The 26,481-nt window shown below is 73.1% G+C and carries 23 protein-coding genes and 1 riboswitch; of the genes, 16 read left to right on the forward strand and 7 right to left on the reverse strand.

The window, feature by feature from the left end:
* The 4 genes from GTY84_RS08770 to GTY84_RS08785 all read left to right on the forward strand — a co-directional run.
* Positions 1 to 2,299, forward strand: a 2,299-nt coding sequence (locus GTY84_RS08770; RefSeq protein ID WP_161225578.1) for an ATP-binding protein, incomplete at its 5' end; no start/stop codon positions are given.
* Positions 2,296 to 2,979, forward strand: coding sequence for a response regulator (locus tag GTY84_RS08775; RefSeq protein WP_161225579.1), 684 nt, complete (start codon positions 2,296 to 2,298; stop codon positions 2,977 to 2,979). The genes GTY84_RS08770 and GTY84_RS08775, both read left to right, overlap by 4 nt.
* A 217-nt stretch (positions 2,980 to 3,196) precedes the next feature.
* On the forward strand, positions 3,197 to 3,595 hold the full coding sequence (locus GTY84_RS08780; protein ID WP_161225580.1) for an OB-fold nucleic acid binding domain-containing protein: 399 nt from the start codon (positions 3,197 to 3,199) through the stop codon (positions 3,593 to 3,595).
* 3 nt (positions 3,596 to 3,598) lie between these two features.
* A complete protein-coding gene (locus GTY84_RS08785; protein WP_161225581.1) occupies positions 3,599 to 4,435 on the forward strand; it encodes a DUF3159 domain-containing protein in 837 nt (278 codons plus the stop codon).
* Between the two features lie 230 nt (positions 4,436 to 4,665).
* On the opposite strand, the gene GTY84_RS08790 is transcribed toward GTY84_RS08785, so the two are convergent.
* Both GTY84_RS08790 and GTY84_RS08795 read right to left on the reverse strand, forming a co-directional pair.
* Positions 4,666 to 5,343: a TrkA family potassium uptake protein gene (locus GTY84_RS08790; RefSeq protein ID WP_161225582.1), complete on the reverse strand. Its 678-nt coding sequence runs from the start codon at positions 5,341 to 5,343 to the stop codon at positions 4,666 to 4,668.
* Positions 5,343 to 6,014, reverse strand: coding sequence for a TrkA family potassium uptake protein (locus GTY84_RS08795; RefSeq protein WP_161225583.1), 672 nt, complete (start codon positions 6,012 to 6,014; stop codon positions 5,343 to 5,345). Before GTY84_RS08795 ends, GTY84_RS08790 begins: the two co-directional genes overlap by 1 nt.
* A gap of 848 nt (positions 6,015 to 6,862) precedes the next feature.
* Here GTY84_RS08795 and GTY84_RS08800 point away from each other — a divergent pair.
* The 4 genes from GTY84_RS08800 (at position 6,863) to GTY84_RS08815 (ending at position 11,330) form a co-directional block, all read left to right on the forward strand.
* Entirely contained in the window at positions 6,863 to 8,923 is a 2,061-nt protein-coding gene (locus tag GTY84_RS08800; RefSeq protein WP_161225584.1) for an APC family permease, read from the forward strand.
* 67 nt (positions 8,924 to 8,990) lie between these two features.
* Positions 8,991 to 10,322: a TRAM domain-containing protein gene (locus GTY84_RS08805; RefSeq protein WP_161225585.1), complete on the forward strand. Its 1,332-nt coding sequence runs from the start codon at positions 8,991 to 8,993 to the stop codon at positions 10,320 to 10,322.
* 424 nt (positions 10,323 to 10,746) lie between these two features.
* Positions 10,747 to 10,941 carry a ribbon-helix-helix protein, CopG family gene (locus tag GTY84_RS08810; protein ID WP_030862426.1) on the forward strand — a complete coding sequence of 65 codons (195 nt, stop codon included), beginning with the start codon at positions 10,747 to 10,749 and terminating at the stop codon, positions 10,939 to 10,941.
* Positions 10,938 to 11,330, forward strand: coding sequence for a Fic family protein (locus GTY84_RS08815; RefSeq protein ID WP_161225586.1), 393 nt, complete (start codon positions 10,938 to 10,940; stop codon positions 11,328 to 11,330). The genes GTY84_RS08810 and GTY84_RS08815 overlap by 4 nt, the downstream gene beginning before the upstream one ends.
* Before the next feature lie 437 nt (positions 11,331 to 11,767).
* Here GTY84_RS08815 and GTY84_RS08820 read toward each other — a convergent pair whose 3' ends face one another.
* Complete coding sequence (locus tag GTY84_RS08820; protein WP_161225587.1) at positions 11,768 to 12,862, reverse strand: ferric reductase-like transmembrane domain-containing protein; 1,095 nt, start codon at positions 12,860 to 12,862, stop codon at positions 11,768 to 11,770.
* A 791-nt stretch (positions 12,863 to 13,653) separates the two neighbouring features.
* Here GTY84_RS08820 and GTY84_RS08825 point away from each other — a divergent pair.
* The 6 genes from GTY84_RS08825 (at position 13,654) to GTY84_RS08855 (ending at position 19,875) form a co-directional block, all read left to right on the forward strand.
* Positions 13,654 to 14,424 carry a hypothetical protein gene (locus GTY84_RS08825; RefSeq protein WP_345943369.1) on the forward strand — a complete coding sequence of 257 codons (771 nt, stop codon included), beginning with the start codon at positions 13,654 to 13,656 and terminating at the stop codon, positions 14,422 to 14,424.
* Entirely contained in the window at positions 14,421 to 15,443 is a 1,023-nt protein-coding gene (locus GTY84_RS08830) for a cysteine synthase family protein (RefSeq protein WP_161225589.1), read from the forward strand. Before GTY84_RS08825 ends, GTY84_RS08830 begins: the two co-directional genes overlap by 4 nt.
* On the forward strand, positions 15,440 to 16,693 hold the full coding sequence (locus tag GTY84_RS08835; protein WP_161225590.1) for an ATP-grasp domain-containing protein: 1,254 nt from the start codon (positions 15,440 to 15,442) through the stop codon (positions 16,691 to 16,693). Before GTY84_RS08830 ends, GTY84_RS08835 begins: the two co-directional genes overlap by 4 nt.
* The gene (locus GTY84_RS08840) at positions 16,686 to 17,951 is read left to right on the forward strand and encodes an MFS transporter (protein WP_161225591.1); all 1,266 of its coding nucleotides are present in this window, start codon (positions 16,686 to 16,688) and stop codon (positions 17,949 to 17,951) included. The genes GTY84_RS08835 and GTY84_RS08840 overlap by 8 nt, the downstream gene beginning before the upstream one ends.
* On the forward strand, positions 17,920 to 18,669 hold the full coding sequence (locus GTY84_RS08845) for a class I SAM-dependent methyltransferase (protein WP_161225592.1): 750 nt from the start codon (positions 17,920 to 17,922) through the stop codon (positions 18,667 to 18,669). Before GTY84_RS08840 ends, GTY84_RS08845 begins: the two co-directional genes overlap by 32 nt.
* A 696-nt stretch (positions 18,670 to 19,365) precedes the next feature.
* The gene (locus GTY84_RS08855) at positions 19,366 to 19,875 is read left to right on the forward strand and encodes a GNAT family N-acetyltransferase (RefSeq protein WP_161225593.1); all 510 of its coding nucleotides are present in this window, start codon (positions 19,366 to 19,368) and stop codon (positions 19,873 to 19,875) included.
* Positions 19,876 to 20,009: 134 nt separating this feature from the next.
* On the opposite strand, the gene GTY84_RS08860 is transcribed toward GTY84_RS08855, so the two are convergent.
* Positions 20,010 to 20,393, reverse strand: a complete 384-nt coding sequence (locus GTY84_RS08860; RefSeq protein ID WP_345943374.1) for a hotdog domain-containing protein — start codon at positions 20,391 to 20,393, stop codon at positions 20,010 to 20,012.
* A 144-nt stretch (positions 20,394 to 20,537) separates the two neighbouring features.
* Positions 20,538 to 20,687, reverse strand: a riboswitch (cobalamin riboswitch).
* 525 nt (positions 20,688 to 21,212) lie between these two features.
* On the opposite strand from GTY84_RS08860, the gene GTY84_RS08865 reads away from it, so the two are divergent.
* The gene (locus GTY84_RS08865; protein WP_161225594.1) at positions 21,213 to 22,757 is read left to right on the forward strand and encodes an FMN-binding glutamate synthase family protein; all 1,545 of its coding nucleotides are present in this window, start codon (positions 21,213 to 21,215) and stop codon (positions 22,755 to 22,757) included.
* Between the two features lie 58 nt (positions 22,758 to 22,815).
* Here GTY84_RS08865 and GTY84_RS08870 read toward each other — a convergent pair whose 3' ends face one another.
* Both GTY84_RS08870 and GTY84_RS08875 read right to left on the reverse strand, forming a co-directional pair.
* Complete coding sequence (locus GTY84_RS08870; RefSeq protein WP_161225595.1) at positions 22,816 to 23,139, reverse strand: sulfurtransferase TusA family protein; 324 nt, start codon at positions 23,137 to 23,139, stop codon at positions 22,816 to 22,818.
* Positions 23,140 to 23,542: 403 nt separating this feature from the next.
* Positions 23,543 to 24,391: an endonuclease/exonuclease/phosphatase family protein gene (locus tag GTY84_RS08875; RefSeq protein ID WP_161225596.1), complete on the reverse strand. Its 849-nt coding sequence runs from the start codon at positions 24,389 to 24,391 to the stop codon at positions 23,543 to 23,545.
* A 542-nt stretch (positions 24,392 to 24,933) separates the two neighbouring features.
* On the opposite strand from GTY84_RS08875, the gene GTY84_RS08880 reads away from it, so the two are divergent.
* Positions 24,934 to 25,644: a GNAT family N-acetyltransferase gene (locus GTY84_RS08880; protein ID WP_345943375.1), complete on the forward strand. Its 711-nt coding sequence runs from the start codon at positions 24,934 to 24,936 to the stop codon at positions 25,642 to 25,644.
* A 296-nt stretch (positions 25,645 to 25,940) separates the two neighbouring features.
* Here the strand turns inward: GTY84_RS08880 and GTY84_RS08885 are convergent, their stop codons facing one another.
* Entirely contained in the window at positions 25,941 to 26,378 is a 438-nt protein-coding gene (locus GTY84_RS08885; RefSeq protein WP_161225598.1) for a DoxX family protein, read from the reverse strand.
* Positions 26,379 to 26,481 lie beyond the last annotated feature (103 nt).

Genomic DNA, 26,481 nt, shown 5'->3' on the forward strand with positions numbered 1-26,481 from the left:
CCCCGGCTCGCGCAACGCCAAGCGCTGGCAGGACGTGGAGGAACTGCTCGCCGCGGGCATCGACGTGGTCTCCACCGTCAACATCCAGCACCTGGAGTCCCTCGGCGACGTCGTCGAGTCCATCACCGGGGTCCGCCAGCGCGAGACCGTGCCCGACGAGGTGGTCCGCCGCGCCGACCAGATCGAACTGGTCGACATGTCGCCCCAGGCGCTGCGCCGCCGCATGGCCCACGGCAACATCTACCAGCCGGACCGGGTCGACGCCGCGCTCTCCAACTACTTCCGCCCCGGCAACCTCACCGCCCTGCGCGAACTCGCCCTGCTCTGGGTCGCCGACCACGCCGACGAGTACCTCCAGCGCTACCGCAGCGAGCACCGGGTCTCCCGGATCTGGGGCTCCCGCGAGCGCATCGTGGTCGGGCTCACCGGCGGCCCCGAGGGGCGGACCCTGATCCGCCGCGCCGCCCGGCTCGCCGAGAAGGGCGCCGGCGGCGAGGTGCTCGCCGTCTACGTCGCCCGCAGCGGCGGACTCACCGCCGCCTCCCCGAAGGAACTCACCGTCCAGCGGACCCTGGTGGAGGACCTCGGCGGCACCTACCACCACGTGCTCGGCGAGGACGTCCCCGCCGCCCTGCTGGACTTCGCGCGCGGCGTCAACGCCACACAGATCGTCCTCGGCTCCTCGCGCCGCAAGGCCTGGCAGTACGTCCTCGGCCCCGGCGTCGGCGCCACCGTCGCCCGCGAGTCCGGCCCCGACCTGGACGTCCACATCGTCACCCACGAGGAGGTCGCCAAGGGCCGCGGACTCCCCGTGGCCCGGGGCGCCCGGCTCGGCCGCGCCCGCCGCGTCTGCGGCTGGATCGCCGGGATCGGCGGCCCGCTGCTGCTCACCCTGCTGCTGAACACCGTCCACCTCGGACTCGCCAACGACGTCCTGCTCTACCTGGCACTCACCGTCGCCGCCGCCCTGCTCGGCGGCCTCTACCCGGCGCTCGCCTCGGCCGCCGTCGGGTCGCTGCTGCTCAACTGGTTCTTCACCCCGCCGGTCGACCGCATCACCATCGCGGACCCGCGGAACATGCTCGCCCTCGCCATATTCGTGGGCGTCGCGCTCTCCGTGGCCTCCGTCGTCGACGTGGCCGCCCGCCGCACCCACCAGGCGGCCCGGCTGCGCGCCGAGGCCGAGATCCTCTCCTTCCTCGCCGGGGACGTACTGCGCGGCGAGACCAGCCTGGAGACGCTCCTCGAACGCGTCCGGGAGACCTTCGGCATGGAGTCCGCCGCCCTGCTGGAGCGGGAGGACGACGTGGCCCCCTGGACCTGCGCGGGGCGCGCCGGGCACGGCCCCCCGGTGGAGCGGCCCGACGACGCCGACGTCGACATGCCCGTCGGGGACCACATGGCGCTCGCGCTGACCGGCCGCGTACTGCCCGCCGAGGACCGCCGGGTGCTGGCCGCCTTCGCCGCCCAGGCCGCCGTCGTCCTGGACCGGCGGCGGCTGCGCGAGGAGGCCGACCGGTCCCGCGCCCTGGCCGAGGGCAACCGCATCCGCACGGCGCTGCTCGCCGCCGTCAGCCACGACCTGCGCACCCCGCTGGCCGGGATCAAGGCGGCGGTCACCGGACTGCGCTCGGACGACGTGGCGTGGACCGAGGAGGACCGCGCGGAACTGCTGGAGGGCATCGAGGAGGGCGCCGACCGGCTGCACCACCTGGTGGGCAACCTCCTCGACATGTCCCGTCTCCAGACCGGCACCGTCACCCCCCTCATCCGGGAGATCGACGTCGACGAGGTGGTGCCGATGGCGCTGGGCGGGGTCCCCGAGGGCAGCGTCGACCTGGACATCCCGGAGACGCTCCCCATGGTCGCGGTGGACGCCGGGCTCCTGGAGCGCGCGATGGCCAATCTGGTCGAGAACGCCGTCAAGTACAGCCCCGGCGGGCGCACCGTCCTGGTGGCCGGGAGCGCCCTGGCCGACCGGGTCGAGGTGCGGGTCGTCGACCGGGGGCCCGGGGTGCCGGACGAGGCCAAGGACCGCATCTTCGAGCCCTTCCAGCGCCATGGGGACGCCCCGCGCGGGACGGGCGTCGGCCTCGGCCTGGCGGTGGCGCGGGGCTTCGCCGAGGCCATGGGCGGCACCCTGAACGCCGAGGACACCCCGGGCGGAGGGCTCACCATGGTGCTGACCCTCCGTGCGGCGGCACCGGCCGCGCCGTCGGCCGTATCGTCGTCACGGGAACCCCACCGGTCCCACCCGCCCCGCGATCCCGCGACCCCGGAAAGGCAGGCCGCCCCATGACCAGGGTGCTCGTGGTCGACGACGAGCCGCAGATCGTGCGTGCCCTCGTGATCAACCTCAAGGCGCGCCAGTACGAGGTCGATGCCGCGCACGACGGCGCCACCGCGCTGGAGCTGGCCGCCGCCCGCCACCCCGACGTGGTCGTGCTCGACCTGGGCCTGCCCGACATGGACGGCGTCGACGTGATCAAGGGGCTGCGCGGGTGGTCCCGGGTGCCGATCCTGGTGCTCTCCGCCCGACACTCCTCCGACGAGAAGGTCGAGGCCCTGGACGCCGGGGCCGACGACTACGTCACCAAGCCGTTCGGCATGGACGAGCTGCTGGCCCGGCTGCGCGCCGCCGTCCGCCGCGCGGAGCCGGTCCCCGGGGGCGAGGACGGCGTGGTCGTGGAGACCGCCGGGTTCACGGTCGACCTGGCGGCGAAGAAGGTCCACCGGGACGGCAGGGACGTCCGGCTGACGCCCACCGAGTGGCACCTGCTGGAGGTGCTGGTCCGCAACACCGGGCGGCTGGTCGGCCAGAAGCAGCTCCTCCAGGAGGTCTGGGGGCCGTCGTACGGCACGGAGACGAACTACCTGCGGGTGTACATGGCGCAGCTGCGCCGCAAGCTGGAGGCCGACCCGGCGCACCCCCGCCACTTCATCACCGAGCCGGGGATGGGGTACCGCTTCGAGCGGTGACGGGTGAGCGGCCGGCCCCCTCGCGGTGAGCAGTGAGCAGTGAGCAGTGAGCGGTGAGCAGTGGGTCGGGGGCGGGGCGCGTGGGCGCTTGGGAGGGCGGGCGCGCGGGGCGCCCGGGCGTGCGGGTTCCGGGGGCGCGAGGGGGCGGAAAGTGAGTCTTCCGATACCGGGGTCCGGCCGGTGCGTGACCGCCGGCGCGCCCCGGTACGCTTCAGATATGAGTGATGTTCCTCGTTCCGGCAAGCCGGTGGGCCGATTCCGGCGCATGTTCGACCGGCTCTCCTCCTCCCAGGAGGACCTGGAGTCGGAGGAGCTGCGGGAGGACGCGGAGACCACCGGCTGCACCCGCATCGGCGACTGCCAGGACCGGCAGGTCGTCACGGTTACTGGTACCTTGCGCACGGTCACCCTGCGTCCACGCGCGGGTGTTCCGGCCCTGGAGGCCGAGTTGTTCGACGGCTCCGCCGCCCTGGACGTGGTGTGGCTGGGCAGGCGTTCCATCGTGGGAATAGAACCGGGACGCAAGCTCATCGCATCGGGGCGGGTCTCGATGAGCCGGGGCCGCCGGGTGCTCTTCAACCCGAAATACGAACTGAGACCCCTCGGACGGGAGTAGCCGGTGACGTCGCTCGACAAGCCGACCGAAGACACGGAAACGGAAGCGAACGACGCCCGGGCGGTGACGGAGGCCGCGCTGTTCGAGGCGTTCGGCGGGGTGCGGGGCATGGTCGAGACCGTGCTCCCGGGCCTGCTCTTCGTCACCATCTTCACGATCAACGGCGATCTGCACATGTCCGCCATCGCCGCGCTGGCCGTGGCGCTGGCGCTGGTCGTGGTCCGCCTGGTGCGCCGGGACACCGTCAAGCACGCCTTCAGCGGCGTCTTCGGCGTCGCCTTCGGCGTGGTCTTCGCGATGATGACCGGCAACGCCAAGAACTTCTACCTGCCCGGCATGCTCTACACCCTGGGCCTGGCGCTGGCGTACCTGATCACCGCGGCGGCCGGGGTGCCGCTGATCGGTCTGATCCTCGGCCCGGTCTTCAAGGAGAACCTCTCCTGGCGCAGCCGCAACCCGGGCCGCAAGAAGGCGTACACCAAGGCCAGCTATGCCTGGGGCCTGATCCTGCTCGCCAAGTGCGCCGTCCTGTTCCCGCTGTACTGGTGGGCCGACACCGAGCAGCTCGGCTGGGTGATGGTCCTCCTCAAGATCCCGCCGTTCCTGCTCGCCGTCTGGCTGACCTGGGTCTTCCTGGCCAAGGCGCCGGCGCCGATCGACGTGTTCGCGGAGATGGAGGCGGCGGAGAAGGCCGAGGAGGAGCGGGCGCGGGCCGCGGCCGGCCCGTCCGGCGACCCCGGTCCCTCCTCCGGCCCGTCCGGCACCCCGGGTGCGTCCGGCACCTCCGGTACGCCGTCCGGCGCGGGGGAGTCCCGCGGCGGCGCGCACCGGGAGGGCTGACCGGCCCGGCCGCCTCCCGTACGGCGGCCCCGTCCTTGTGGTCGCCCGGTCCGCCCGGCGCCTCCCGGGAGCCCGACCCGATCCGGGCCGACTGCGCGCGGCGACGGACGGCCCCTCGTGCCATGACGACCCCTCGTGCCGGACGGCACCCCGTGGGGCAGGCGCTCGCGACACGGCGGCGGGGTGTGCGGAGAGGGTTTCCCCCGCACACCCCGCCGTCGTCGTACGGCTCAGCTCAGCGGGTCCCGGCGGCGGGCGGACAGCAGGTCCTCCAACTGCTCCTCCCGCGCCTGGGCCGCCACGAACAGCAGCTCGTCACCGGCCTCCAGGGAGTCCTCCCGGGAGGGCGTCAGCACCCGGTTGCCCCGGATGATGGTGACCAGGGAGGTGTCCTCGGGCCACTGGACGTCACCGACCTGTGTGCCCGCCAGGGCCGACTCCTCCGGCAGCGTCAGCTCGACGAGGTTGGCGTCACCGTGGCTGAAGCGCAGCAGCCGCACCAGATCGCCGACGCTCACCGCCTCCTCGACCAGGGCCGACATCAGCCGCGGGGTGGAGACGGCGACGTCCACCCCCCAGGACTCGTTGAACAGCCACTCGTTCTTCGGGTTGTTCACCCGGGCGACGACGCGCGGCACGCCGTACTCCGTCTTGGCCAGCAGGGAGACGACCAGGTTGACCTTGTCGTCTCCCGTCGCGGCGATCACGACGTTGCAGCGCTGGAGCGCGGCCTCGTCCAGGGACGTGATCTCGCAGGCGTCGGCCAGCAGCCACTCCGCCATCGGAACGCGCTCGACCGAGATCGCGGTCGGAGCCTTGTCGATGAGCAGGATCTCGTGACCGTTCTCCAGCAGCTCGCCCGCGATCGAACGGCCGACCGCGCCGGCTCCGGCAATGGCGACCCTCATCAGTGACCGCCCTCCTCTTCGGGACCCGTGGCGAACGCCGCCTCGACCTTGTCGACCTCGTCGGTGCGCATCATCACGTGCACCAGATCGCCCTCCTGGAGCACCGTCTGCGAGGAGGGCAGGATCGCCTCCCCGAGCCGGGTGAGGAACGCGACCCGCACGCCGGTCTCCTCCTGGAGCCGGCTGATCCGGTGCCCGACCCAGGACTCCGAGGTGTGCACCTCGGCGAGCTGGACGCCGCCGGTCGGGTCGCGCCAGAGCGGCTCCGCGCCCGAGGGCAGCAGGCGGCGCAGCATCTGGTCGGACGTCCAGCGGACGGTGGCGACCGTGGGGATGCCCAGCCGCTGGTAGACCTCGGCGCGGCGGGGGTCGTAGATCCGGGCCGCGACGTTCTCCACGCCGAACATCTCGCGGGCCACCCGGGCGGCGATGATGTTCGAGTTGTCACCGCTGGAGACGGCGGCGAAGGCCCCGGCGTCCTCGATGCCGGCCTCGCGCAGGGTGTCCCGGTCGAAGCCGATGCCGGTCACCCGGCGACCGCCGAACGACGAGCCCAGGCGGCGGAAGGCGGTGGGGTCCCGGTCGATCACGGCGACGGTGTGCCCCTGCTGCTCCAACGTCTGGGCCAGAGCGGAGCCCACGCGTCCGCAACCCATGATGACAATGTGCACGGCCTTACACCGACCCTCTTGTGAGCCCTCTGACCTGGGCGAACGTCCCGCTCATTTTCCTCTTTCGGATCGACGGGCCACACGTGCGGCGATCCCGCGCGGGACCGCCCGAGTCCATCATGCCCGTCCGGCGGCCCGGGGCCCCGTCCGGGTGGACCCGACGAGGGGCGGGGGAGGGGCCGGCCCGGGGTCCTCCGGAGCAGCGGTGGGCGGCAGCGGGCGTGGGCGGGGGTGCGGGGCGGCCGCGCGGCCGGTGCGGGAGCGCCGGGCGGCCGCGCGGGTGGGTGCGGGCGCGGGCGGGCGCGCGCGGGTGCGGGCGCGGGGTGCGGGGCGGCGGCGCGTGCCGTGGCGGCTCCGGGTCACCGTCCGGTGGACGACCTCCGCCGGCCGATGCTGCGGATGCTCGCGGCGGTCAGGACGCCGAGTCCGACGAGGGCGGCGGCACCGCCGATCAGCTCCGCGGACAGATGCATGGGACCTCCTGGGTCTCGGGGCCTCCCGCTCCCGGCCCGCTCCCGGCCCGGTCCGGCCCGTGGAGTCGCGACGCCTCCACCCACTCGGCACGGTGACCGTCCGTGCCGAGAGGGTGGCCGGCCGTGCCCTCCGGTGACCGGTCGTGCGGGGAGGGTGACCGAGTGTGCCGGGGCGGTGACGGGCGCCCCGCCCGGCCGGGGCGGAGCGGTGCCCGGTGGTACCGGGCCGGTGGCTGGCCATATAGCCACGGCACCCCCGCGACCTGCGGAATCCACGGCCGTGGCGTCCCCGGAATTCACCCGGAGGGCAGACGTCCGACTCATCGGGGGTGGCGGCTGGTCGGCCCCCCGCCCATGGGCCTACGATCCCCTGTTGTGTCCAAACTGACCGACGTGCCCAAGCGGATTCTGATCGGGCGCGCACTGCGCAGTGACCGGCTGGGCGAAACGCTCCTGCCGAAGCGCATCGCCCTCCCCGTCTTCGCCTCCGACCCGCTCTCCTCCGTGGCCTACGCCCCCGGCGAGGTCCTGCTGGTCCTCTCCATCGCGGGCGTGTCGGCGTACCAGTACAGCCCCTGGATCGCGGTCGCGGTCGTCGTGCTGATGTTCACCGTGGTGGCCTCCTACCGGCAGAACGTGCACGCCTACCCGAGCGGCGGCGGCGACTACGAGGTCGCCAACACCAACCTCGGGCCCAGGGCCGGGCTCACCGTCGCCAGCGCCCTGCTCGTCGACTACGTGCTGACCGTCGCGGTCTCCATCTCCTCGGGCATCGAGAACCTGGGCTCCGCGGTCCCGTTCGTCGTCGAGCACAAGGTCGCCTGCGCGGTCGGCGTCATCGTGCTGCTGACCCTGATGAACCTGCGCGGCGTCCGGGAGTCGGGCACCCTCTTCGCCATCCCGACGTACGTCTTCGTCACCGGCGTCTTCCTCATGATCGCCTGGGGCGCCTTCCGCGGGCTGGTCCTCGACGACACCATGCGCGCGCCGACCGCCGGCTACGAGATCAAGCCCGAGCACGAGGGGCTGGCCGGGTTCGCCCTGATCTTCCTGCTGCTGCGCGCCTTCTCCTCCGGCTGCGCCGCCCTCACCGGCGTCGAGGCGATCTCCAACGGCGTCCCCGCCTTCCGCAAGCCCAAGTCGAGGAACGCGGGCAACACCCTCGCGATGATGGGCCTGCTCGCCGTCACCATGTTCTGCGGCATCATCGCGCTGGCCTCCGCGACCGGCGTGCGCATGTCGGAGAACCCGGCCACCGAACTGCTCCGCGACGGCACCCCCGTCGGCGCGGACTACATCCAGCACCCGGTGATCTCCCAGGTCGCCGAGGCCGTCTTCGGCAAGGGCAGCTTCCTGTTCGTGGTGCTGGCCGCGGCGACCGCGCTCGTCCTCTTCCTCGCCGCCAACACCGCGTACAACGGCTTCCCGCTGCTCGGCTCGATCCTCGCCCAGGACCGCTACCTGCCGCGCCAGTTGCACACCCGGGGCGACCGGCTGGCCTTCTCCAACGGCATCCTGATGCTGGCCGGGGCCGCCGCCCTGCTGGTCGTCGTCTACGGCGCCGACTCCACCCGCCTGATCCAGCTCTACATCGTCGGCGTGTTCGTCTCGTTCACGCTCAGCCAGACCGGCATGGTGCGCCACTGGAACCGGCACCTGGCCAAGGAGCGGGACCCGGCCGCCCGCCGCCACATGATCCGCTCGCGGGCCATCAACACCTTCGGCGCCTTCTTCACCGGTCTGGTGCTGGTGGTCGTCCTGGCCACGAAGTTCACCCACGGCGCCTGGATCGCCCTGCTCGGCATGGGCATCTTCTTCGCCACCATGACCGCGATCCGCAGGCACTACGACCGCGTCGCGGAGGAGATCGCCGCCCCCGAGGACCCGGAGGAGGTGCCCGCGGACATCGTGCGCCCGTCCCGCGTCCACTCGGTCGTCCTCATCTCCAAGATCCACCGCCCCACGCTGCGCGCCCTCGCCTACGCCAAGCTGCTCCGCTCCGACTCGCTGGAGGCGGTCAGCGTCAACGTCGACCCCGCCGAGACCAGGGCGCTGCGCGAGGAGTGGGAGCGGCGCGGCATCGACGTGCCGCTGAAGATCCTGGACTCGCCCTACCGCGAGGTCACCCGCCCGGTCATCGAGTACGTGAAGAGCCTGCGCCAGGAGTCGCCGCGCGACGCGGTCTCCGTGATCATCCCCGAGTACGTGGTCGGCCACTGGTACGAGCACCTGCTGCACAACCAGAGCGCCCTGCGCCTGAAGGGACGGCTGCTGTTCACCCCGGGCGTCATGGTCACCTCGGTGCCCTACCAGCTCCAGTCCTCCGAGGCCGCCCGGCAGCGGGCCCGCCGCCGGCAGAACTGGAACGCGCCGGGCGCCGTCCGCCGGGGCCCGGCCCAGCCCGACCGGTCGAAGGACACCACGCCGTCCACGTAGACTGGCAGGCTGGTGTTCCCACACCGCCGTCCCCACCCCTCGTACCCCGTACTGGAGTCACCCCGCCATGCAGGCAGAACCGAAGAAGTCGCAGGCGGGATCGCTGGTCGGCAAGGAGTACGAGGTCGAGGTCGGGCCGGTCGCCCACGGCGGCCACTGCATCGCCCGCACCGCCGAGGGCCAGGTGCTGTTCGTCCGGCACGCGCTGCCGGGCGAGCGGGTGGTGGCCCGGGTGACGGAGGGCGAGGAGGGCGCGCGCTTCCTGCGGGCGGACGCCGTCGAGGTGCTGGAGGCGTCCAAGGACCGGGTGGCGGCGCCCTGCCCGTACGCCGGTCCGGGCCGCTGCGGCGGCTGCGACTGGCAGCACGCCAAGCCGGGCGCCCAGCGGCGGCTGAAGGGCGAGGTCGTCGCCGAACAGTTGCAGCGGCTCGCGGGGCTCACCCCGGAGGAGGCCGGCTGGGACGGCACGGTGATGCCGGCCGAGGGGGACAAGCTGCCCGCCGGGCAGGTGCCGGCCTGGCGCACCCGCGTGCAGTACGCGGTGGACGCGGAGGGCCACGCGGGGCTGCGGCGACACCGCTCGCACGAGGTGGAGCGGATCGACCACTGCATGATCGCCGCGGAGGGCGTGAGCGAGCTGGGCGTCGAGCGGCGCGACTGGACGGGCATGGCCTCCGTCGAGGCCATCGCGGCCACCGGATCCCAGGACCGCCAGGTCATCCTGACCCCGAGGCCGGGCGCCCGGCTGCCCCTCGTGGAGCTGGACCGGCCGGTCTCCGTGATGCGGGTCGGCGAGAAGGACGGCGGCGTCCACCGAGTCCACGGCCGCCCCTTCGTCCGCGAACGCGCCGACGGCCGCACCTACCGGGTCGGCTCCGGCGGCTTCTGGCAGGTCCACCCCAGGGCCGCTGACACCCTGGTGACGGCGGTGATGCAGGGTCTGCTGCCGCGCAAGGGCGACATGGCCCTCGACCTCTACTGCGGCGCGGGCCTCTTCGCGGGCGCGCTGGCCGACCGGGTCGGCGAGGAGGGCGCGGTGCTGGGCATCGAGTCCGGCAAGCGCGCGGTGGAGGACGCCCGGCACAACCTGGCCTCCTTCGACCGCGTCCGCGTCGAGCAGGGCAAGGTCGATTCCGTCCTGCCGCGCACGGGCATCACCGAGGTCGACCTCATCGCCCTGGACCCGCCCCGCGCCGGCGCCGGCCGCGCGACCGTCGCCCACCTGACGACCCTCGGGGCCCGCCGCATCGCCTACGTCGCCTGCGACCCGGCCGCCCTCGCCCGCGACCTGGCGTACTTCCGCGAGGGCGGCTACCGGGTGCGGACGCTGCGGGCGTTCGATCTGTTTCCGATGACGCATCATGTGGAGTGCGTGGCGATTCTGGAGCCGGTGAAGTAGGGGCTCTGACCTGCTGTTCTGCATTTCAGGTGGTCAGCTCGGCCTGTTTTCGCTCGCGGAATGCGTCGACTGAGGTTCGCCTCTGCAGAACGCTCTGAGCTGCAGGTTCAAGGGACGGCGGGGGTCTCGCGGCGACGTGGTGATGCGTGATGCAGAATTCTTGACGCTCAAATATCGGAAGCGACAACCTCGGACCTCTCCGGCCCCAGGTCGCAGGCCGGGGTCGTCGGCGGCGCGGGGCAAGGACTCCGGTTCGGGGGCCGACTGCACCTCGCCAGCAGCGGCGCGTGCTGCCACCTCGTCGCACGCACCTCGGAACCGAGATCGCGGCCCGACCGTGCCGCGAAGGATGGCGTCGTGGTCCGGGGTCTTGAGTGGCTGGTACCACTTCGCCACCCAGATACCAGTCCGGTATCATTCTTGTATGGCGATGACACTCCGACTTCCCGACGACCTTGACGCGAAGCTCACCGAGCGGGCTCGTCGGGAGGGTCGCAGCAAGCAGGAACTTGCCATCGAGGCCATCCGCGAGGCCCAGGACCGGGCCGAGCTGAAGGTCGATGACGTCCTGGCCGAGCTGATGGACAGCGATGCGGAGATCCTGGACTACCTGAAGTGACCGACGTGCGTTACATCCAGGTCGACGAAATCCTGGCAATCGCCCGTGCGGTCAACGGTACGGAGCACAGCGTGCGTGACATGGGTCTTCTGGTGTCGGCGATCGAGCGCCCCCGGACGAACGTGTTCGGAGCGGAACTGTATCCCACGCCGCACGAGAAGGCTGCGGCGCTGCTGCACTCCGTCGCCCGTAACCATGCGCTGATCGACGGCAACAAGCGCACCGCCTGGCTCGCCATGCGTGTCTTCCTGCGGTTCAACGGCGCCAGCGCGAGTACCGTCCCGCCGCCCGTTTCCGTGGCCGGCCCGTTCGTCGAGGCAGTCGCGCAGGACAACATCGATGTACCGGCGATCGCCAAGCGCCTCGCGACCTGGTTCCCCGTTTCCTGACGGGCGACGAGGCGAGGGCGCCGCATGTGGAGTGCGCGGCGATTCCGGAGCTTCATGCGAAGAGGGCCTGACCTGCGGTTTTCATGGGTTGCTCGGGCGTAGCCAGGTGTGCTCGACACCTGCGCCTCCAATCCGTTGCACGGATCGTGGCACTGGGCGCGGCCACACCAGGAAGGCGACCGGTGGGCCAGTGCCGACGGGGGTGGCGAGGTGCGGCGGTACGAGCAGCCCATGCGCCGGGCTCTGCCTGTTGCACGTCGTGGAGGAGTCCCGGTGCTGGACCAGGCCCTTGCCCCCCTCGCCCTGCCCGGTGCCGGCACCGTGGTGGCCGCCATGGCCACCGACTCCCGGATTCCGCCCGGACGGGTACCGCCCCGCTCCTCGGACGGGGTGAGCCGTCCCGTCTCGGAGTCGGCCCCGGATCCGCACGGCCTCTCTCAGTCCGCCGCGGCGCTGTCGCCGGTCGTCGTTCCCCCCGCCGGCTGACCGGGCCCCGCCAACTGGCCGGGCACCGCCGGCAGACCGGGCCCCGTCGGCCGAGTGGGCCATGCCGGCTCCCGGGCATCGGGGCTCGCCGGGGGTGCTTCGGCCGGCCGTTCCCGGCCGCCGTCGTGACCGGACGCCACCACGGCGACCACACCCACCACGACGGCCCCGACCGCGGCCCTGCCAACGGCCCGCGCCGCCCAGCCGATCCGGGGGACGCCCTTGTGGCGACCGGGTGGCCCCAGTAGTTCGGTCCGTCGGGCAGGTCGCAGAAGGCGCAGCAACAGCAGGCCCGCCACCGGGATTTGGAGCAGCCACAGCACCGTGCGCGGCCAGGCGCCGTACCACACGTTGGTGCCGTAGAGCAGGGTGTGCCACACGCTGAGCACGTACACGACGATCACGAGGCGGTGCAACCGGCGCCAGGTGTTCGCGCCGATGCGGTGCCGGACGTAGAACAGCAGCCCCAGCGGGACGGCCAGATACAGGGCGCCCTGACCGAGCGGGATGGCGATCCGTCCGGTGCCGGAGTCGTAGCCGCCGGGCACGAACGTGTCCACGAAGCCCTGCCACAGCCGGTCGGCCCACGGAGAGCGGGATTCGTACCGTACGAGTTCGGCCGCGAACATCAGCGCGTGCGCGAACATGAGTGCCAGCGTGCTCAGGCTCGTGGTGCGATGCCAGCGTTCCAGCACCTGCCTGGACACGGGCAGCCGAGCGGGGCGCGGCCCCGACAGCAGCAGACCGAGGACGACCGTCCCCCAGGCCCACAGCAGTCCGGACCAGCCGAACGCCTGGCTGAGCAGGTACATCCAGTAGGTGCCGGGATCGTTCATGAACGGCATGACCGAGGTGGTGGCCGAGTCACCCGATTCCATGCGCGCGTACAGGAGGGCGAAGACCGCCGCCGTGACCACCACCGCCGCGCTCGCGTCGGGCACGGCGGACCGCAGGTCGGCGCGCAGCGTGGCGGCGTTCGCCGAACGCCTGGTACGAGTGGGCGGCGGAGTGGCGCCACGGTTCTGCGGCGTCGTCTCTGACGGCATCCTGGACCTTCCGGAACGCGGGAACAACTGCGGTCGGTGGCACGGGCGAATGACATAGTTTCACTGATGGAGCGGCCCGTGCCGAGGCCGCATCCGGCCAGACAGGGGTGCGCGACAGCCGGCGCCCCCGTTCCGGCGCGCGTGCCCGCTCCGCCCGTCCGGCCGAACCGCGCGCATTCGGACAACCGGCGCCGTACCCCCTACCGCCGGGGCGGGAGTGAACCCTAGGCTGGTGCGTGCAGTCGAATCGTGCCTTCCGTCCGACCGGTCGCAGCACCGGGCGGGAGGTGGTCCGGCGGGAATCCGGAACCGTCCCGCAGCGGTGAGCCGGAACGATCACGGTCGACGGCACCGGGTCTCTCCCCGGGGCCGGTGACGTGACGGCAGTTGGACGCGCACCGGTCACCGGTGAGCGAGCCCCATGAGTCCGAAGACCTGCCACGGTGTCCGTACCTGACGTGCGGGCTGTCGCACAGTGTCCTCGAGGGCCGGGCCGGCGGTACGGACGGCCGCACGGCACGCGCCGTGCGGGGTCCCTCCCGCCAGTTCGTGCTTCGAGGCATGGGACGAGGAGAAGAGTACGTGTCCATGACCGCACGAATCCCCGCCATCGTTCTCGGTTCCCGGCCGGCGCCCTCCCCGACCGGCTGAACCGAACGGTGCCGACATCCGCCGGAGAGTCCCGACGGTCCCGGCGTTCGCCGAGCCGGGTCTCCTCCGGCGTCTGCCACGGAACCCTGGGTGAGCTGTACCAGGGTCCACTGCGGTCCGGGCCCGACCCGGACATCGCCGTGGTCTCCTTTCCCACCGACCGGCACTCCTGGGTGCATTTCACCCCGGGGAGCGAGGCGCCGGGACGGCTGCCCCTCGGCGAGAAGTCCGCGACGGCGGTCCGGCTGTTCCTGGGGCACTTCGGGCTCACGCTGCCGCCGGGCGGGTGGAGTGTCCACTCCGATCTGCGGGTGGGCGTGGGCATGGCCAGTTCGACCGCCGACATCGTGGCGACCCTGCGCTGCCTGTTCCGGCTGTTCGGGCTCGCGTACGACAGGAAGGTGGTCCTTGAGATCCTGACCGCGATCGAGCGGGCCGACAGCGTGTTCCTCGACGAGTTCGCGCTCTACCTCAGTGCCCGGCACCGCGTGGTCCGGCGACTGGGCACCGACATCGGATTCCACACCGCTTTCGTCACCGAGCCGGGGACGGTGGACACCAGCGCCGTCACCGGTCTGCTGCTGGAGCACTACCGGCGGCATGGGGAGGAATACGAGCGGTGCCTGAACGACATGGTCAAGGGCTTCGCCTCGGGTGATCCGGCCGCGGTCGCACGGGCGGCCACCGCCAGTGCCGCGCTGTCGCAGCGGGTACTGCCCAAGACCTCCTTCGACAGCATGCTCGCCCACCGCGAGCGGTTCGGCGCCGACGGCATCTTCGTCGCCCACACGGGCCGCGTGATCGGCTATCTGCTCCCGCGCCGCCCCGACGCCGAGCTCAAGTCGGAGCTGTCCGCCTTCTACCACTCGCTCGGCCACCAGTGTTCCTTCGCCCGAGGAGGCTACGGGTGATCCATCCTCACATCGCCGACGCCCTGAAGGTCCCCGACCTCGTGCGGCTCACCGACAAGATCATCCTGATCCGGTTCGAGTCCATGAAGATCTACTCCGCGCTCGCCGCCGTCCGCCACCTCCTGGAACGGGGCACGATCCGTTCGGGGCAGACGGTGATCGACAGCTCCAGCGGCATCTACGCCTACGCCCTGGCTCTCGCCTGTCACCGCCACGGCCTGCGCTGCCACATCGTCGCGTCCACCACCGTCGACACCACCACCCTCGCCCAACTGGAGATCCTGGGTGCCACCGTGGAACAGGTCAGTCATTCCGACAACCTCAAGCTCGACCAGGAACTGCGGGTGCGGCGGGTGAGGGAGATCCTGTCCGATCACCCGTCCTGGCACTGGATGCGCCAATACCACGACGATGTCCACTACCTCGGCTATCACGAGGTCGCCGACCGGATAGCGGCGGCCTTCGGCGGAACCGCGTTGACGCTCGTCGGAGGGGTGGGTTCCGGAGCCTCCACGGGCGGTCTCGCGGAGCGTCTGCGTGCCAAGGATCCGTCGGTGCGGCTGGTCGGCGTGCAGCCCTTCGGAAGCGTGACCTTCGGCAGTCAGGAGCACCACGATCCGGAGGCGATCATCGCCGGAATCGGTTCGTCGATCGTCTTCGACAACGTGCGCCACCACCTCTACGACACCGTGCACTGGCTGGACTTCACCCATGCCATGTCCGGCACGGTGGCACTGCTGCGCGACCACGCCGTCTTCGCCGGGCTGTCCACGGGCGCGGGATACCTGGCCGCGACCTACGAGGCCCGCCGCCACCCGGACCGGCCGCACCTGGTGATCGGCGCCGATACGGGGCACCGCTACGTCGAGCGCGTCTTCGCCCGTCATGGGGAAGCCCTGGACCCGGCCGGGCTGAAGCCGGTCGAGATATCGGCTCCCGCGGAGATGTCCACCCCCTGGTCCAGGATGCCGTGGCCGCGGACCGCATGGCCCACGGGCCGGAAGGAGCCGGAGGCATGACCCTCGTCAGTCTGGAGTCACTCACCTTCGGCCTGGGGCATCTGGCGCGGGCCGCCGAGGCACTCGGCGAACGGCTGGTGCTCCTCACCCGCGACCGCTCCTACTACACCTACGAACTGGACCGCCTGCCCGCGGACGCCCTCGACGTCGTGGAGACCGACACCTTCGACGTGGACGGGCTCACGGAACTGCTGCGCCGGACTCCGGGGCTCCGCGGGCTGATCAGCTCGACCGACACCTGGACGCTGGTGGGCGCCGAACTCGCCGCCCGCCTCGGGCTGCCCGGCCCGGACCCGGCCGTGCTGCGGCTGACCCGGGACAAGGCCGCGGTACGCAACCTTCTGCATGACGCCGGGCTGACGCGCGGGCGAGCCGTGGAGGCCACCGGGCACCGCGAGGGGAAGACTCTGCTCGATGAGGTCGGTCTGCCCGCCGTCCTCAAGGACACGGCGGGCACCGGGAGCCAGAACGTCTGGCTGGTCCGCGACGTGCCGGAGATGGAGGCGGCCCTGAACGAGGCGGAGCAACGGGAACTCAGGGGGCGGCTGTTCGCCGAACCGTACTTCAGCGGGCCGGTGTACAGCGGGGAGACCCTCACCTGGGCGGGCCGCACCCGGTTGCTGGGAGTCTCCAGCCGCCTGATGTCACCGGAACCCCACTTCCGGGAGGAGATCACCGCCTTCCCGGTCGCCTTCCCGGAGGACCGGCGGGCCCTGCTGGAACGATGGCTCGGCGAGGTGCTCGCGGCGGTCGGCTACACCGACCGGTTCGCGCACGTGGAGTTCGTCCTGACCACCGGCGGCCCGGAGATCGTCGAGATCAATCCCCGGATCGGCGGCGCCCTGGTCGGAGTGGGCATGTGCCGGGCGCTGGGGGTCAACGTGTACGAGGCGATGGCCGAGGCCGCGCTGGGCCGCAGGCCCCGCCTCATGGACGCGGACCCGCCCGGCGGTCCGGCGGTCGCCTTCGTGCTGGGCTACCCGGCGGCGCCCGGCGTGTTCACCGGCGTCAGCGGGCTGGACCGGCTCGCGGATCTGCCCGGGTCACCGGCCTGGTACCCGGTCGCGTCCGTGGGTGCCCCGGTTGAGCACATCACCGACAGCCGCGGATACGCGGGCATCGTCTGCGCGGAGGGCGAGACGGCCGAACTGGCCACGCACCACGCGGTGGCGGCCGCCAACACCCTGCGTGTGCTCACCGAACCGTTCCCCCCACCCGGCACCACCGGTCGCGGGGCCTCCGGTGGCTGAACGCCCCAAGGGCGGGGAAGGACTGCGGACCGCGCTGTCCACGCTCGACGGACCGCTGCGGTTCCTGCTGCTCAGTTCTTTCCTGATCCCGCTCGGCAGTTTCATGGTCCTGCCGTTCATGTCGGTGTTCCTGCACGAGCGACTCGGCCTGGGGCTCGGAACGGTCGGTGTGGTACTGGCCGTGGCGTCCCTCGTGCAGTTCTCCGGCGGAGTGGTGGGAGGGTCCCTGGCCGACCGGGTGGGGCTGCGGCGCACGATGCTGTGGGCGCTGATCATCCGCACCACAGGATTCCTCGGCCTGCTGCTGGCCCTGCGCTGGCCACCGCTGGCCGTCGGGGCACTCGTCCTGACCTGCTGCGGCGCCGCGTTGTACCTTCCCGCCAACAAGGCGTACCTCGTACGGGGCGTGGACGACGAGCACCGTCCGGCGTTCCTGTCGGCGGGGAACGCGGTCCTCAACGCGGGCATGGCGGTCGGTCCGCTGATCGCCGGGCCGTTCGTGCTGTCCTCCCCCGGCTGGCTGTTCGTCGCTGTGTCAGGGCTGTTCGTCCTGGTCACGGCGGGCCATGCCCGGCTCCCGGCGGAGGCCGGGGAGGAGCGGCCGGGCGACGGGCCGGCCGTGCGGCCCGCGCCCGGCGGGGAGGGCCTCCTCCCCTTCGCCGCGAACGCCCTCGCGTTCTACCTCTACTTCCACTTCCAGCACTTCCTCGCGGTGTACGCCGTCGAGCGGGCCTCCAGCACCTTCTACAGCCTGGTGCTGCTCCTCTGCTTCGCGCTGGTCATCGTCGTCCAGCCGCTCGCGTCCGGCCTGATCCGGCGCATGCGCTACGCGACCGCTCTGGCCTTCGGCTTCATCTGCCTGGCGACCGGGCTCGCCGTCCTCGCGGCCGGCACCAGACCGGCGATGCTGGCGGGCGGGGCCCTCATCACCCTGGGCGACATCGTCCTCTTCCTGAAGAACGACCTGGAGGCCCTGCGCCGCAGCCCTCGCTCGGACGCCATGGTCTTCGGACGCCAGCGGCTGGCCGCGGGGCTCGGCGCCTGCGCCAGCGGGGTACTGGGCGGACAGCTCTACGGACTCACCGAGCAGGCCGGGCGCACCGGCTGGTTCTGGCTGCTCGCCGCGGCCCAGTGCGTGATGCTGCCCCCGGTGCTGCTGGCACTGCGCGACCGCCCGGCTAAACACCCTGATCCACTCGACGACAGCCAAGGAGCGCTGAGGGCGTATGACACGGACAGGCGGCTTTCAGGACGATGACTTCTGGACCGAGTTCAACGACTTCCTCTTCTCCGAGCAGCGCTACGCGCAGGCCGAGGAACTGCTCGGCACCTCGCCCCTCCTGTCCTTCCCGTCCGGGTCCCGGGTGCTGGACCTGTGCTGCGGACCGGGCGTCTTCACCGTGCCGCTCGCCCGCCGCGGACACGACGTCACCGGGGTGGACCTCAGCCCGGCCATGCTGGCCCAAGGGCGGAAGCGGGCGTCGGACGCGGGCACCGAGGTGACGTACGTGCAGGCCGACGCACGCGCGTACGCGGCACCGGGCGGCTTCGACGTGGTCCTCAACCTGTTCACCTCGTTCGGGTACTTCGACGACCCGGCCGACAACGCGCTCGTGCTGCGGACCATGCACACCTGCCTGGCCCCCGGTGGCGCACTCGTGCTGGATCTCGCCGGCAAGGAACTGCTGGCCCGCAGGGTCACCCCGCCCAAGGTGGTGCGCCACGGTGACGACCTGCTGGTACAGACCGACACGGTGCTGGACGACTGGGCCCGGCTGCGCAGCGACTGGGTGCTGATCCGGGGCGAGCGCGTCACACGGGCGACGTTGGTGTGGTTCGTGTACAGCGCCGTGGAGCTGCGGAGGATGGCGGTGGAGGCGGGCTTCGGCCAGGTGGAGGTCTTCGGCGGCTTCGACGGGCGCCCCTATGACGAGAACGCCGAGCGACTGGTGCTGCGCGCAGTCCGCGAGGCGTAGCCGCGTGCGGGAGCGTGCCCGGCGCACGCACGTGCGCCCGCGCGCCCTGTTGACCCGGTCCGGTGAACCGTACGATCGCCGGGTCGTCGTCGCGGCGGGAGGCGGCAAGCCGGTGTGATCCCGGTGCGTCCCGCCACCGCGGCCGGGGCTGCGCACTGTGCTCCTGCTGTCCCCGGCCGGTCCTCGGTATGGCGCCGGACTGGTATCCGGCGCCCAACCAGCGGCGTCGCATGGTCCGTTGGCCTCGGCAGGTGCTCGCCGGGGGCTCGGACTGCACCTGCCGCCGGACGTCGAGGTGCGCGTCCACGACTCGAACCAGAAGTCACGCTTCATGGTCATGCCGATGCGTCCCGAGGGGACCGGGGGATGGACCGAGGAGCAGCTTGCCGCGATCGTCACCCGCGACACCGTGTTCGGTGTCGCGCTGCCCCAGGCGGACCGGACGGCCGCCGGGCCGCCCACGTCGGCCGTCGACGGCCCGTGGGCGGACCAGGGGGATCCTCCTCCCCGGCCGCCGCTGGACCGTTTCCGGTCCCTCCTCGTCGGCCGGGGTGTCCCGTCACCGGAGTCGCCCCGGCTCGCGCTCGCCCCGACCACTTCACCGCTCGACGTGTCCACCGCCCGACTGGTGGGGACGAGGACGACGAGGGCGAAGGCGGGGCGCGGCGCCCGCCGGTGGAGGGGAAGGGGACCGGGATGCTGTTGCGTGATGTCGAGTACGGGGACGTCGACGCCTACGTCAGGATGCGGTGCGATCCGGTGATGATGGGTGAGCTGGGCGGTCCGTTGCCCCGGGAGGGCATGGAGGAGAAGGTCCGGCGCGATGTCGGGCGGGCGCGGGCCGGGACCGACTGGACCAGGATGATCGTGCCCGACCCGGCCCGCCCGGAGACGGTCGCGGGCACCGTCACCCTGTGGCCCCACAGCACCGGGGCCGGGCCGATCTCCGAGATCGGGTGGATGGTGCTGCCCGAGTTCCAGGGGCGGGGGTTCGGCAAGCGGGGCGTCCGCATGCTGCTCGATCAGGCCCGCGACGACGGCCGGTGGGGGCTCGTCCACGCCTTCCCCGCGACGACGAACGCCCCGTCGAACGCCATCTGCCGCGGCCTCGGGTTCCGCTTCCTGGGGGAGGAGGACGTGCCCTTCGCCGACCGGGTCCTGAGGAGCAACCACTGGGTCGTCGACCCGAGTGCCGTTCCGGCCTGACGGCGGCCCGCGGCGCCTCCCGTCCGGGTCACCCCGCCGCCGGGGGCGGGAGCGGCGCGGAGGCGGGGCGGGCCGTCCGGAGGTTACGTCCCGGCCGCGCGGTACGGCCCCGGGCGGCCCCGGTCCGGCCGGGGTCAGTCCCCGGCCGGCGGCGGGGAGGCGAGCGCGGGGACGGGGCGGGGGGTGCCGTCGGCGTCGATGGCGACGAAGGTCAGGGTCGCGGTGGCGACCTCCGTCGTCGGACCCGAGTGGTTCCAGCGTTCGGCGGTCACCCGGACCCCGACCGTCATCGACGTCCGTCCGGCCCGCCGGAGGGCGGCCTCGACGCTCAGCAGGTCCCCGGCCCGCACGGGGGCCAGGAACGTCATCCGGTCGACCGAGGCGGTGACGGCGGGGCCGCCCGCGTGCCGCCCCGCGGCGGCGGCCGCCGCGTCGTCGATGAGCCGCATCATCACACCGCCGTGGATGGTGCCGTACAGATTGGTGTCGTGCTCGCTCATGATGTGGGCGAGGACCACCCGTGAGTCGTCCGGGGTCTTGGTACGCCGGGTGGTGGGGACGGGGGCGGGGACGGTGACGGTGGGATCGGCCACGTCAACTCTCCTTCGCGAGTCGCGGCGGAACGATTCCGCGCGCGGGGGTCCCGGGCGCGGGCAGCGGGCAGGTCTTCGGACTCGCGGGCGCGCCGCTCCTCCCGGAGGGCTCCTACTGGCCGTCGCTTCCCGGCCCCGTCCGGGGCCAGTGCTGTATGACGGCGGTCGTTCCCGCTCACCGCTGCGGGGCAGTCCCGGATTCCCACCGGGTTCCCTCTTGCGACGCCTCCCGTCCGGCTGACGGGGCGAACCGGCTGCCCGGCCAGCCTACGCGGCGCCCCGGACCGGCCGGGACGCCCGGGGGAGGCGGGCGCTCCTCGGCGTGCGCCGGGCACACCTGCCGCTGGGCAGTCCGGTCCGGGACCGTACGCCGCACTCCGTGCCGTCGGGTCCGGGACCGTACGCGGTCCGGTCGCGCCGTCCGGCCCCGCCCGTACGGCGTCCCGCCCCGTCACACATCGGCCCCGCCGGGGCGCGGACGCCGCCGAGGGTCGGGGACGCGGTGCCCGGGGCGCCGGGGGAGGGGTGGCGTGGGTGGTCCACAGTGGTGTGGTGGGGTGGTCCGCAGTGGTGTGGCGGGGGTCGCACCCGGGGCCCCTTCGTCCCCCGTGACGGCCTCCACTATCATCTGTCGATTCGCCGTCGGACGCCGTTCCCCGCAGGTAGGGGCCCGCCGACCGGCGCGTACGGGCCCGCCGCGCACCGGCGGGACCGGGCCACGGGCAGTCGAGGAGAGGAACGTTCATGCGCGCTCGGAACATCGGAGCCGCCGCCGCGACCGCGCTGGCGGTGGTGGCCGCCCGCGACCTCGTCCAGAAGAAGCACGCGCTGCTCAGGAACTTCCCCGTGCTCGGACACGCCCGGTACCTGCTGGAGCGGGTCGGTCCGGAACTGCGGCAGTACGTCGTGACCTCCAACGAGGAGGAGCGCCCGTTCAGCCGCGACCAGCGCACCTGGATCTACGCCTCCGCCAAGCAGGAGAACAACTACTTCGGCTTCGGCACCGACGTGGACGTCGAGCACATCCAGGGCCACACCTACCTGAAGCAGCGCACCTTCGCCGGACCCCTGCCCGACCTCGGCGACCCCGATGCCCCGCTGCCCTCGGCCAAGGTGCTGGGCGGCCCCCGGGGGCGCGCCCGGGCCTTCCGCCCGGCGAGCGTCGTGAACATCTCGGCGATGAGCTTCGGCTCGCTGTCCGGCGCGGCCGTCACGGCGCTCAACAAGGGCGCCGCGCTGGCCGGGGCGATGCAGAACACCGGTGAGGGAGGTCTCTCCCCGTACCACCGCAACGGTGGCGACCTCGTCCTCCAGATCGGGACCTCGTACTTCGGCTGCCGCAACGAGGACGGCACCTTCAACCTCGACAAGCTCAAGGCCGTGGTGGCCGGGGCGCCGGTCCGGGCCATCGAGATCAAGCTCTCCCAGGGCGCCAAGCCGGGGCTCGGCGGCATGCTGCCGGGCGCCAAGGTGACCCCCGAGATCGCCGAGATCCGGGGCATACCGGTGGGCCGGGACTGTGCCTCGCCCTCCCGGCACAGCGCCTTCCACGACGTCGACTCGATGCTCGACTTCGTGGAACTGCTCGCCGCGGAGACCGGGCTGCCGGTCGGCATCAAGAGCGCCGTGGGCGACATGGGCTTCTGGGAGGAGCTGGCCACGCTGATGGCCCGGGGCGACCGCGGGGTCGACTTCGTCACCGTCGACGGCGGCGAGGGCGGCACCGGCGCGGCCCCGCTGATCTTCACCGACTCCATGTCGCTGCCGTTCCGGATGGGCTTCTCCCGGGTCTACGGCACCTTCGCCGAGCGCGGTCTCACCGACGAGCTGACCTTCATCGGCTCCGGCAAGCTGGGCCTGCCCGAGAACGCCGCCGTGGCCTTCGCGCTGGGCGTCGACATGATCAACGTCGCCCGCGAGTCCATGCTCTCCATCGGCTGCATCCAGGCGCAGAAGTGCCACACCGACAAGTGCCCCACCGGCATCGCCACCCAGGACCCTTGGCTGGTGCGCGGCATCGACGCGCCCTCCAAGGCCACCCGGGCCGCCGTCTACCTGCGCACCCTGCGCAAGGAGCTGCTGAAGGTCTCGGGGGCCATCGGCGTCGCCCACCCGGCGCTCATCACCACCTCCGACGTCGAGATCATGAACGGCGACTACGAGGCCCGTACCCTGGCCGGCGTCTACGGTTACAAGGACGGCTGGGGCGAACTGGGCCCGCGGCTCGCCCAGGAGATCACCGAACTGGTCACCACCCGGCCGGACCCGTCCGGCGAGCCCGCCGGCTGACCCGCGCGGCGCCGTGCCCCGCCCCGCCGGACGGCTTCCGGCGGCGGGCGGGGCCCCGTCAGCCGGATCCGGACGGACCGTCCGCGCCGCCGCCCGCCCGGTGCCACGGGGAGTCCGCCCCGGTGGGGCGCGCGTCGGCGGAGAGGCGGAGCGCGTACACCCGCTCCGTGCCGGGTACGGGGCCGAGGTAGGCGTGTCCGGTCAGGTGGCACCAGGCGGGCAGGTCGAGCGGCGCGGCGGGGTCCGTGGCGACGACGTGCACGACGGTCCCCGGGGCGACGCCCGCGATGCGCCCGCGCAGCCGCAGCAGGAGGGCGACGCAGAGCAGCCCCGTGCCGTCCACGGTCAGCCCGGCCTCCGGGAACGGGACGGGCCCCGTCATCGACGGGCCCGGCGGGCGGCGGGCGTACCGGTGCGGGGACGGGCGTGGTTCATGGGCCGCAGCGTACGTCCGGAAGGAGAGACGCCTCCGGCCGGGGCGGTGGTGGTGCCGGGGTCGGTTCCGGGTCGAGGTGGTGCGGGGTGGCCCCTGGTCAGGATGGTGCCGGGCAGTTCCGGGTCCGGGGGGTGCCGGGCGGATCCGTGCACTCCGCGCACCGCCGTTGCCCCCGCTCCGGGCCTCGGGGCCGACCAGATGACCCCTGACTCCGGCCTCGGGCGGCCCCCGGCCCGACGCCCGCCCCCTGGAGCGGAGTCCGGGATCTCCCGGTGGGGGGGGGACCCCGGCCGCCGTCCCCCGGCGCCCCGTGCCGGGAGCCGCGCCGACCGCCCCGCCGTGGGGGACATCACCCCGGGGCGAGGTCGGCGGTGACCAGGTCGTGGTCCGAGTACGGGGTCGGGTGGACCCGGTGCCCGCGCGCCGTGACGCCGCGCAGGAAGACGTAGTCGAACTTGCTGGACCAGTCGGTGGTGGGGGCGCAGGCGCCCGTCGCCGGGGGACGGCAGCCGGGGTCCGCGTCCGCCGACGCGGCCCACATCGGGGCGAGTTCGGCGGCGTCCGGCACGGCGTTGAAGTCGCCCAGGACGACGGCGCGCCGGTGCCCGGCCACCGCCGCCGCGAGGACCCGGACCTGGCCCTCCCGGACCGCCGCCTGACTCCGCTGGGCGAGGTGGGTGGTGAAGACCCGCAGCGGACGGCCGCCGACCCGGGTGGTCACCGCCAGGTAGCCGCGGTCCTCGGAGCCGCCGTCGGGGTACTCCACGAGGACCCGGTCGGTGATCGGCGCCGCCGAGAGGATCGCCTGGCCGAAGCCGCCCGGCCGCCAGGGCATCCCGCCGCAGCGCCCCCGGTGCCGCAGCACCGGCCCGTACGCGACGTGGTACTCCAGCCCGTACAGGTTCCGCAGGTGGTCGCGCATCCGCTCGACGTCCCGCACGCACGCCTCCTGGAGGCCGACGACCTGGGGCGCGTGGGTCGCGATCTCCCTGGCCCGGTCGATGTCGCCCTGCTTGCAGGGGTTGCAGATGTTCCAGCTCATGACGCGGTCGGGGACGATCCTGCCGGGCGCGCCCGGGGGCAGGGAGGGGACGAGGCGGGGCGTGTCGTCCGGCACGCTGGGACCGATGAGCGTCATCCCGAACACGGCCACGGCGACCGCCAGCACCCCCGCGCCCCTCGTGCGCACCAACGCCATCGACTCCTCCTCCGGGCCGGCCGTCCCGGCGGACGCCCGCCGGATCCCGCCCGGACGAGGTTAGGGCCTCTCGTTTGGATCACGCCGGGCGCCGGCCCTGGCGCCGCACCTCGCCGCGTTGTCGTCGGTCGACAGGGCTCCGCCCCGACTCCTTCCTCCGCCTTGCGACGCACGGCGCCCGACCCCGCTCCCTGATCCGGCCCGATCCAAACGAAAGACCCTGGGCGACGGGCGTGCGCCGGACACGGGGCGACGGGACCGAGCCAGGAGCGGGGCCGCGCGGGACGCCGGGGGCGGCCGTCCTCCATACTGGGGCGGACGGCATCGTGTCCGGCGGGAGGGGCAGGCGTTCGGCGGTGGTGGACCCCGGTGAAGCGGCACCCGGCGCGCCCGTACCCGGCGGTCCCGCGACCGTCGCCCCGGCCTCCGGTGCTTTCGCTCCGGGAGACCTCGTGCCCGGCGCTTCCGGGGCGGGCCGTCCGGCGCCGGGCCGTCCGGCGTCCGGGAGTCGCCCGCCCGGCGGCGCCGCGCTCGACGACCCGGTGCGGACGTCGCTGCGCGGCAACCACGCGGCGCTGGCCCGGTGGGACGGGCGGGCCGGGACGTACGCGCCCGGTGCCGCGACCTTCTGCACGGTGCCCGCGGTGCCGGACCCGGCGGACTGGGCCGGTCTGGCACGGCTGCTCGGACCGGGCGGGCTCGCCGACATGTTCAGCTGCCCCGCCGCGCCACCGGCAGACTGGGAGCCGGTCTTCACCCTTGAGGGGCGCCAGATGGTGCGCCCCGACGGCGACATCGGCCGGGCGTCCGCGGGCGGCTTCGACGGGAGCGCCGGACGCCCGCCCGTCCCGGACGGCCCGGAGGGTCCCCGGGTCGTCGAACTGGGCGCCGCCGACGTGCCCGAGATGCTCGGCCTGGTCGCCCTGACAGCGCCGGGACCGTTCGGGCCGCGGACCCACCGGCTCGGCACCTATCTGGGGGTCCGGGACGGTGGACGGCTGGTGGCCATGGCGGGGGAGCGGCTGCGCCCGCCGGGCTGGACCGAGATCAGCGCCGTCTGCACCGCCCCCGGGGCCCGGGGGCGGGGGTACGCCGGCCTGCTGGTCGACACCCTCGCCGCGCGGATCACCGCGCGGGGGGAGCGTCCGTTCCTGCACGTGGCCGAGGCGAACGCCGCCGCGATCGCCCTGTACGAGCGGCTCGGCTTCGCCCTCCGCGCCCGGGTGGTGTTCCGGGGCTTCCGCGTTCCGTGACACCGGGCGGACGCCTGGGGCCTCTTGTTTGGGTCATGCCGGGTTCGGGGGCCCTGGCACCGCACCTCGCCGCGTTGTCGTCGGTCGCCAGGGCTCCGCCCCGACTCCCTCCTCCGCCTTGCGATGCACGGTGCCGGACCCCGCTCCCTGATCCGGCCCGATCCAAACGAAAGACTCTAGGGGGACTTGGCCCCCGCCGGGGCCGGAGTGGGGACACGGCCCCGGCGGGGAGGACGAACGGGCCTGCGCGGTGGAGATATTGACGGTATGTCAAATCTCTTGACCGCGGCCCTGTTTCACACCGAGGACATCGTGCCGACCCGGCGGGGCTCCGGCTCGCGCCGGGGGTGGACGAGGTTGCCCAGCGCCCAGCGGCCCGGGCCGAGGAAGACGAGGAGGAGGAGCGACCAGCAGAACATGGCCGCCGCCTCGCCGCCGTTCTCGATCGGGAAGACGCCCTCGGACTGGTGCTCCACGAAGTAGGCGTACGCCATCGAACCGGAGCAGACCAGGGCCGCGGTCCGGGTGCCGAGGCCCAGCAGGACCAGTGCGCCGCCCACCAGTTGGATGGCGGCGGCCCACCAGCCGGGCCAGGCCCCGACCTCGGGCTTCGCGCCGTGCGGGCCGCCCATCACCCCGAAGAGGGTGGCCAGGCCGTGACAGGTGAACAGCAGGCCGACGACGATCCGGTAGAGGCCGAGCACATGGTCCCTGCTCTTGTCCAGCGCTTCCATGATGGTGCTCCTCTCTGGCGCGGCGTCCTGGGGAACGCCGCGCTGCGGTGGGGGTGTGCGGTGGAGCTGTGCGGAGTGGTGGAAGGGGGGTGCGGGGTCGCGG

Source organism: Streptomyces sp. SID8352 (assembly GCF_009862265.1).
GTDB lineage: Bacteria > Actinomycetota > Actinomycetes > Streptomycetales > Streptomycetaceae > Streptomyces.

Excerpts from the sequence above, each read along its gene's own strand:
- GTY84_RS08775 (WP_161225579.1), top strand. The coding sequence starts at position 2,296 with ATGACCAGGGTGCTCGTGGTCGACGACGAGCCGCAGATCGTGCGTGCC.
- GTY84_RS08780 (WP_161225580.1), top strand. The coding sequence starts at position 3,197 with ATGAGTGATGTTCCTCGTTCCGGCAAGCCGGTGGGCCGATTCCGGCGC.
- GTY84_RS08790 (WP_161225582.1), bottom strand. The coding sequence starts at position 5,343 with ATGAGGGTCGCCATTGCCGGAGCCGGCGCGGTCGGCCGTTCGATCGCG.
- GTY84_RS08805 (WP_161225585.1), top strand. The coding sequence starts at position 8,991 with ATGCAGGCAGAACCGAAGAAGTCGCAGGCGGGATCGCTGGTCGGCAAG.
- GTY84_RS08810 (WP_030862426.1), top strand. The coding sequence starts at position 10,747 with ATGGCGATGACACTCCGACTTCCCGACGACCTTGACGCGAAGCTCACC.
- GTY84_RS08820 (WP_161225587.1), bottom strand. The coding sequence starts at position 12,862 with ATGCCGTCAGAGACGACGCCGCAGAACCGTGGCGCCACTCCGCCGCCC.
- GTY84_RS08835 (WP_161225590.1), top strand. The coding sequence starts at position 15,440 with ATGACCCTCGTCAGTCTGGAGTCACTCACCTTCGGCCTGGGGCATCTG.
- GTY84_RS08845 (WP_161225592.1), top strand. The coding sequence starts at position 17,920 with ATGACACGGACAGGCGGCTTTCAGGACGATGACTTCTGGACCGAGTTC.
- GTY84_RS08855 (WP_161225593.1), top strand. The coding sequence starts at position 19,366 with ATGCTGTTGCGTGATGTCGAGTACGGGGACGTCGACGCCTACGTCAGG.
- GTY84_RS08865 (WP_161225594.1), top strand. The coding sequence starts at position 21,213 with ATGCGCGCTCGGAACATCGGAGCCGCCGCCGCGACCGCGCTGGCGGTG.
- GTY84_RS08870 (WP_161225595.1), bottom strand. The coding sequence starts at position 23,139 with ATGACGGGGCCCGTCCCGTTCCCGGAGGCCGGGCTGACCGTGGACGGC.
- GTY84_RS08875 (WP_161225596.1), bottom strand. The coding sequence starts at position 24,391 with ATGGCGTTGGTGCGCACGAGGGGCGCGGGGGTGCTGGCGGTCGCCGTG.
- GTY84_RS08885 (WP_161225598.1), bottom strand. The coding sequence starts at position 26,378 with ATGGAAGCGCTGGACAAGAGCAGGGACCATGTGCTCGGCCTCTACCGG.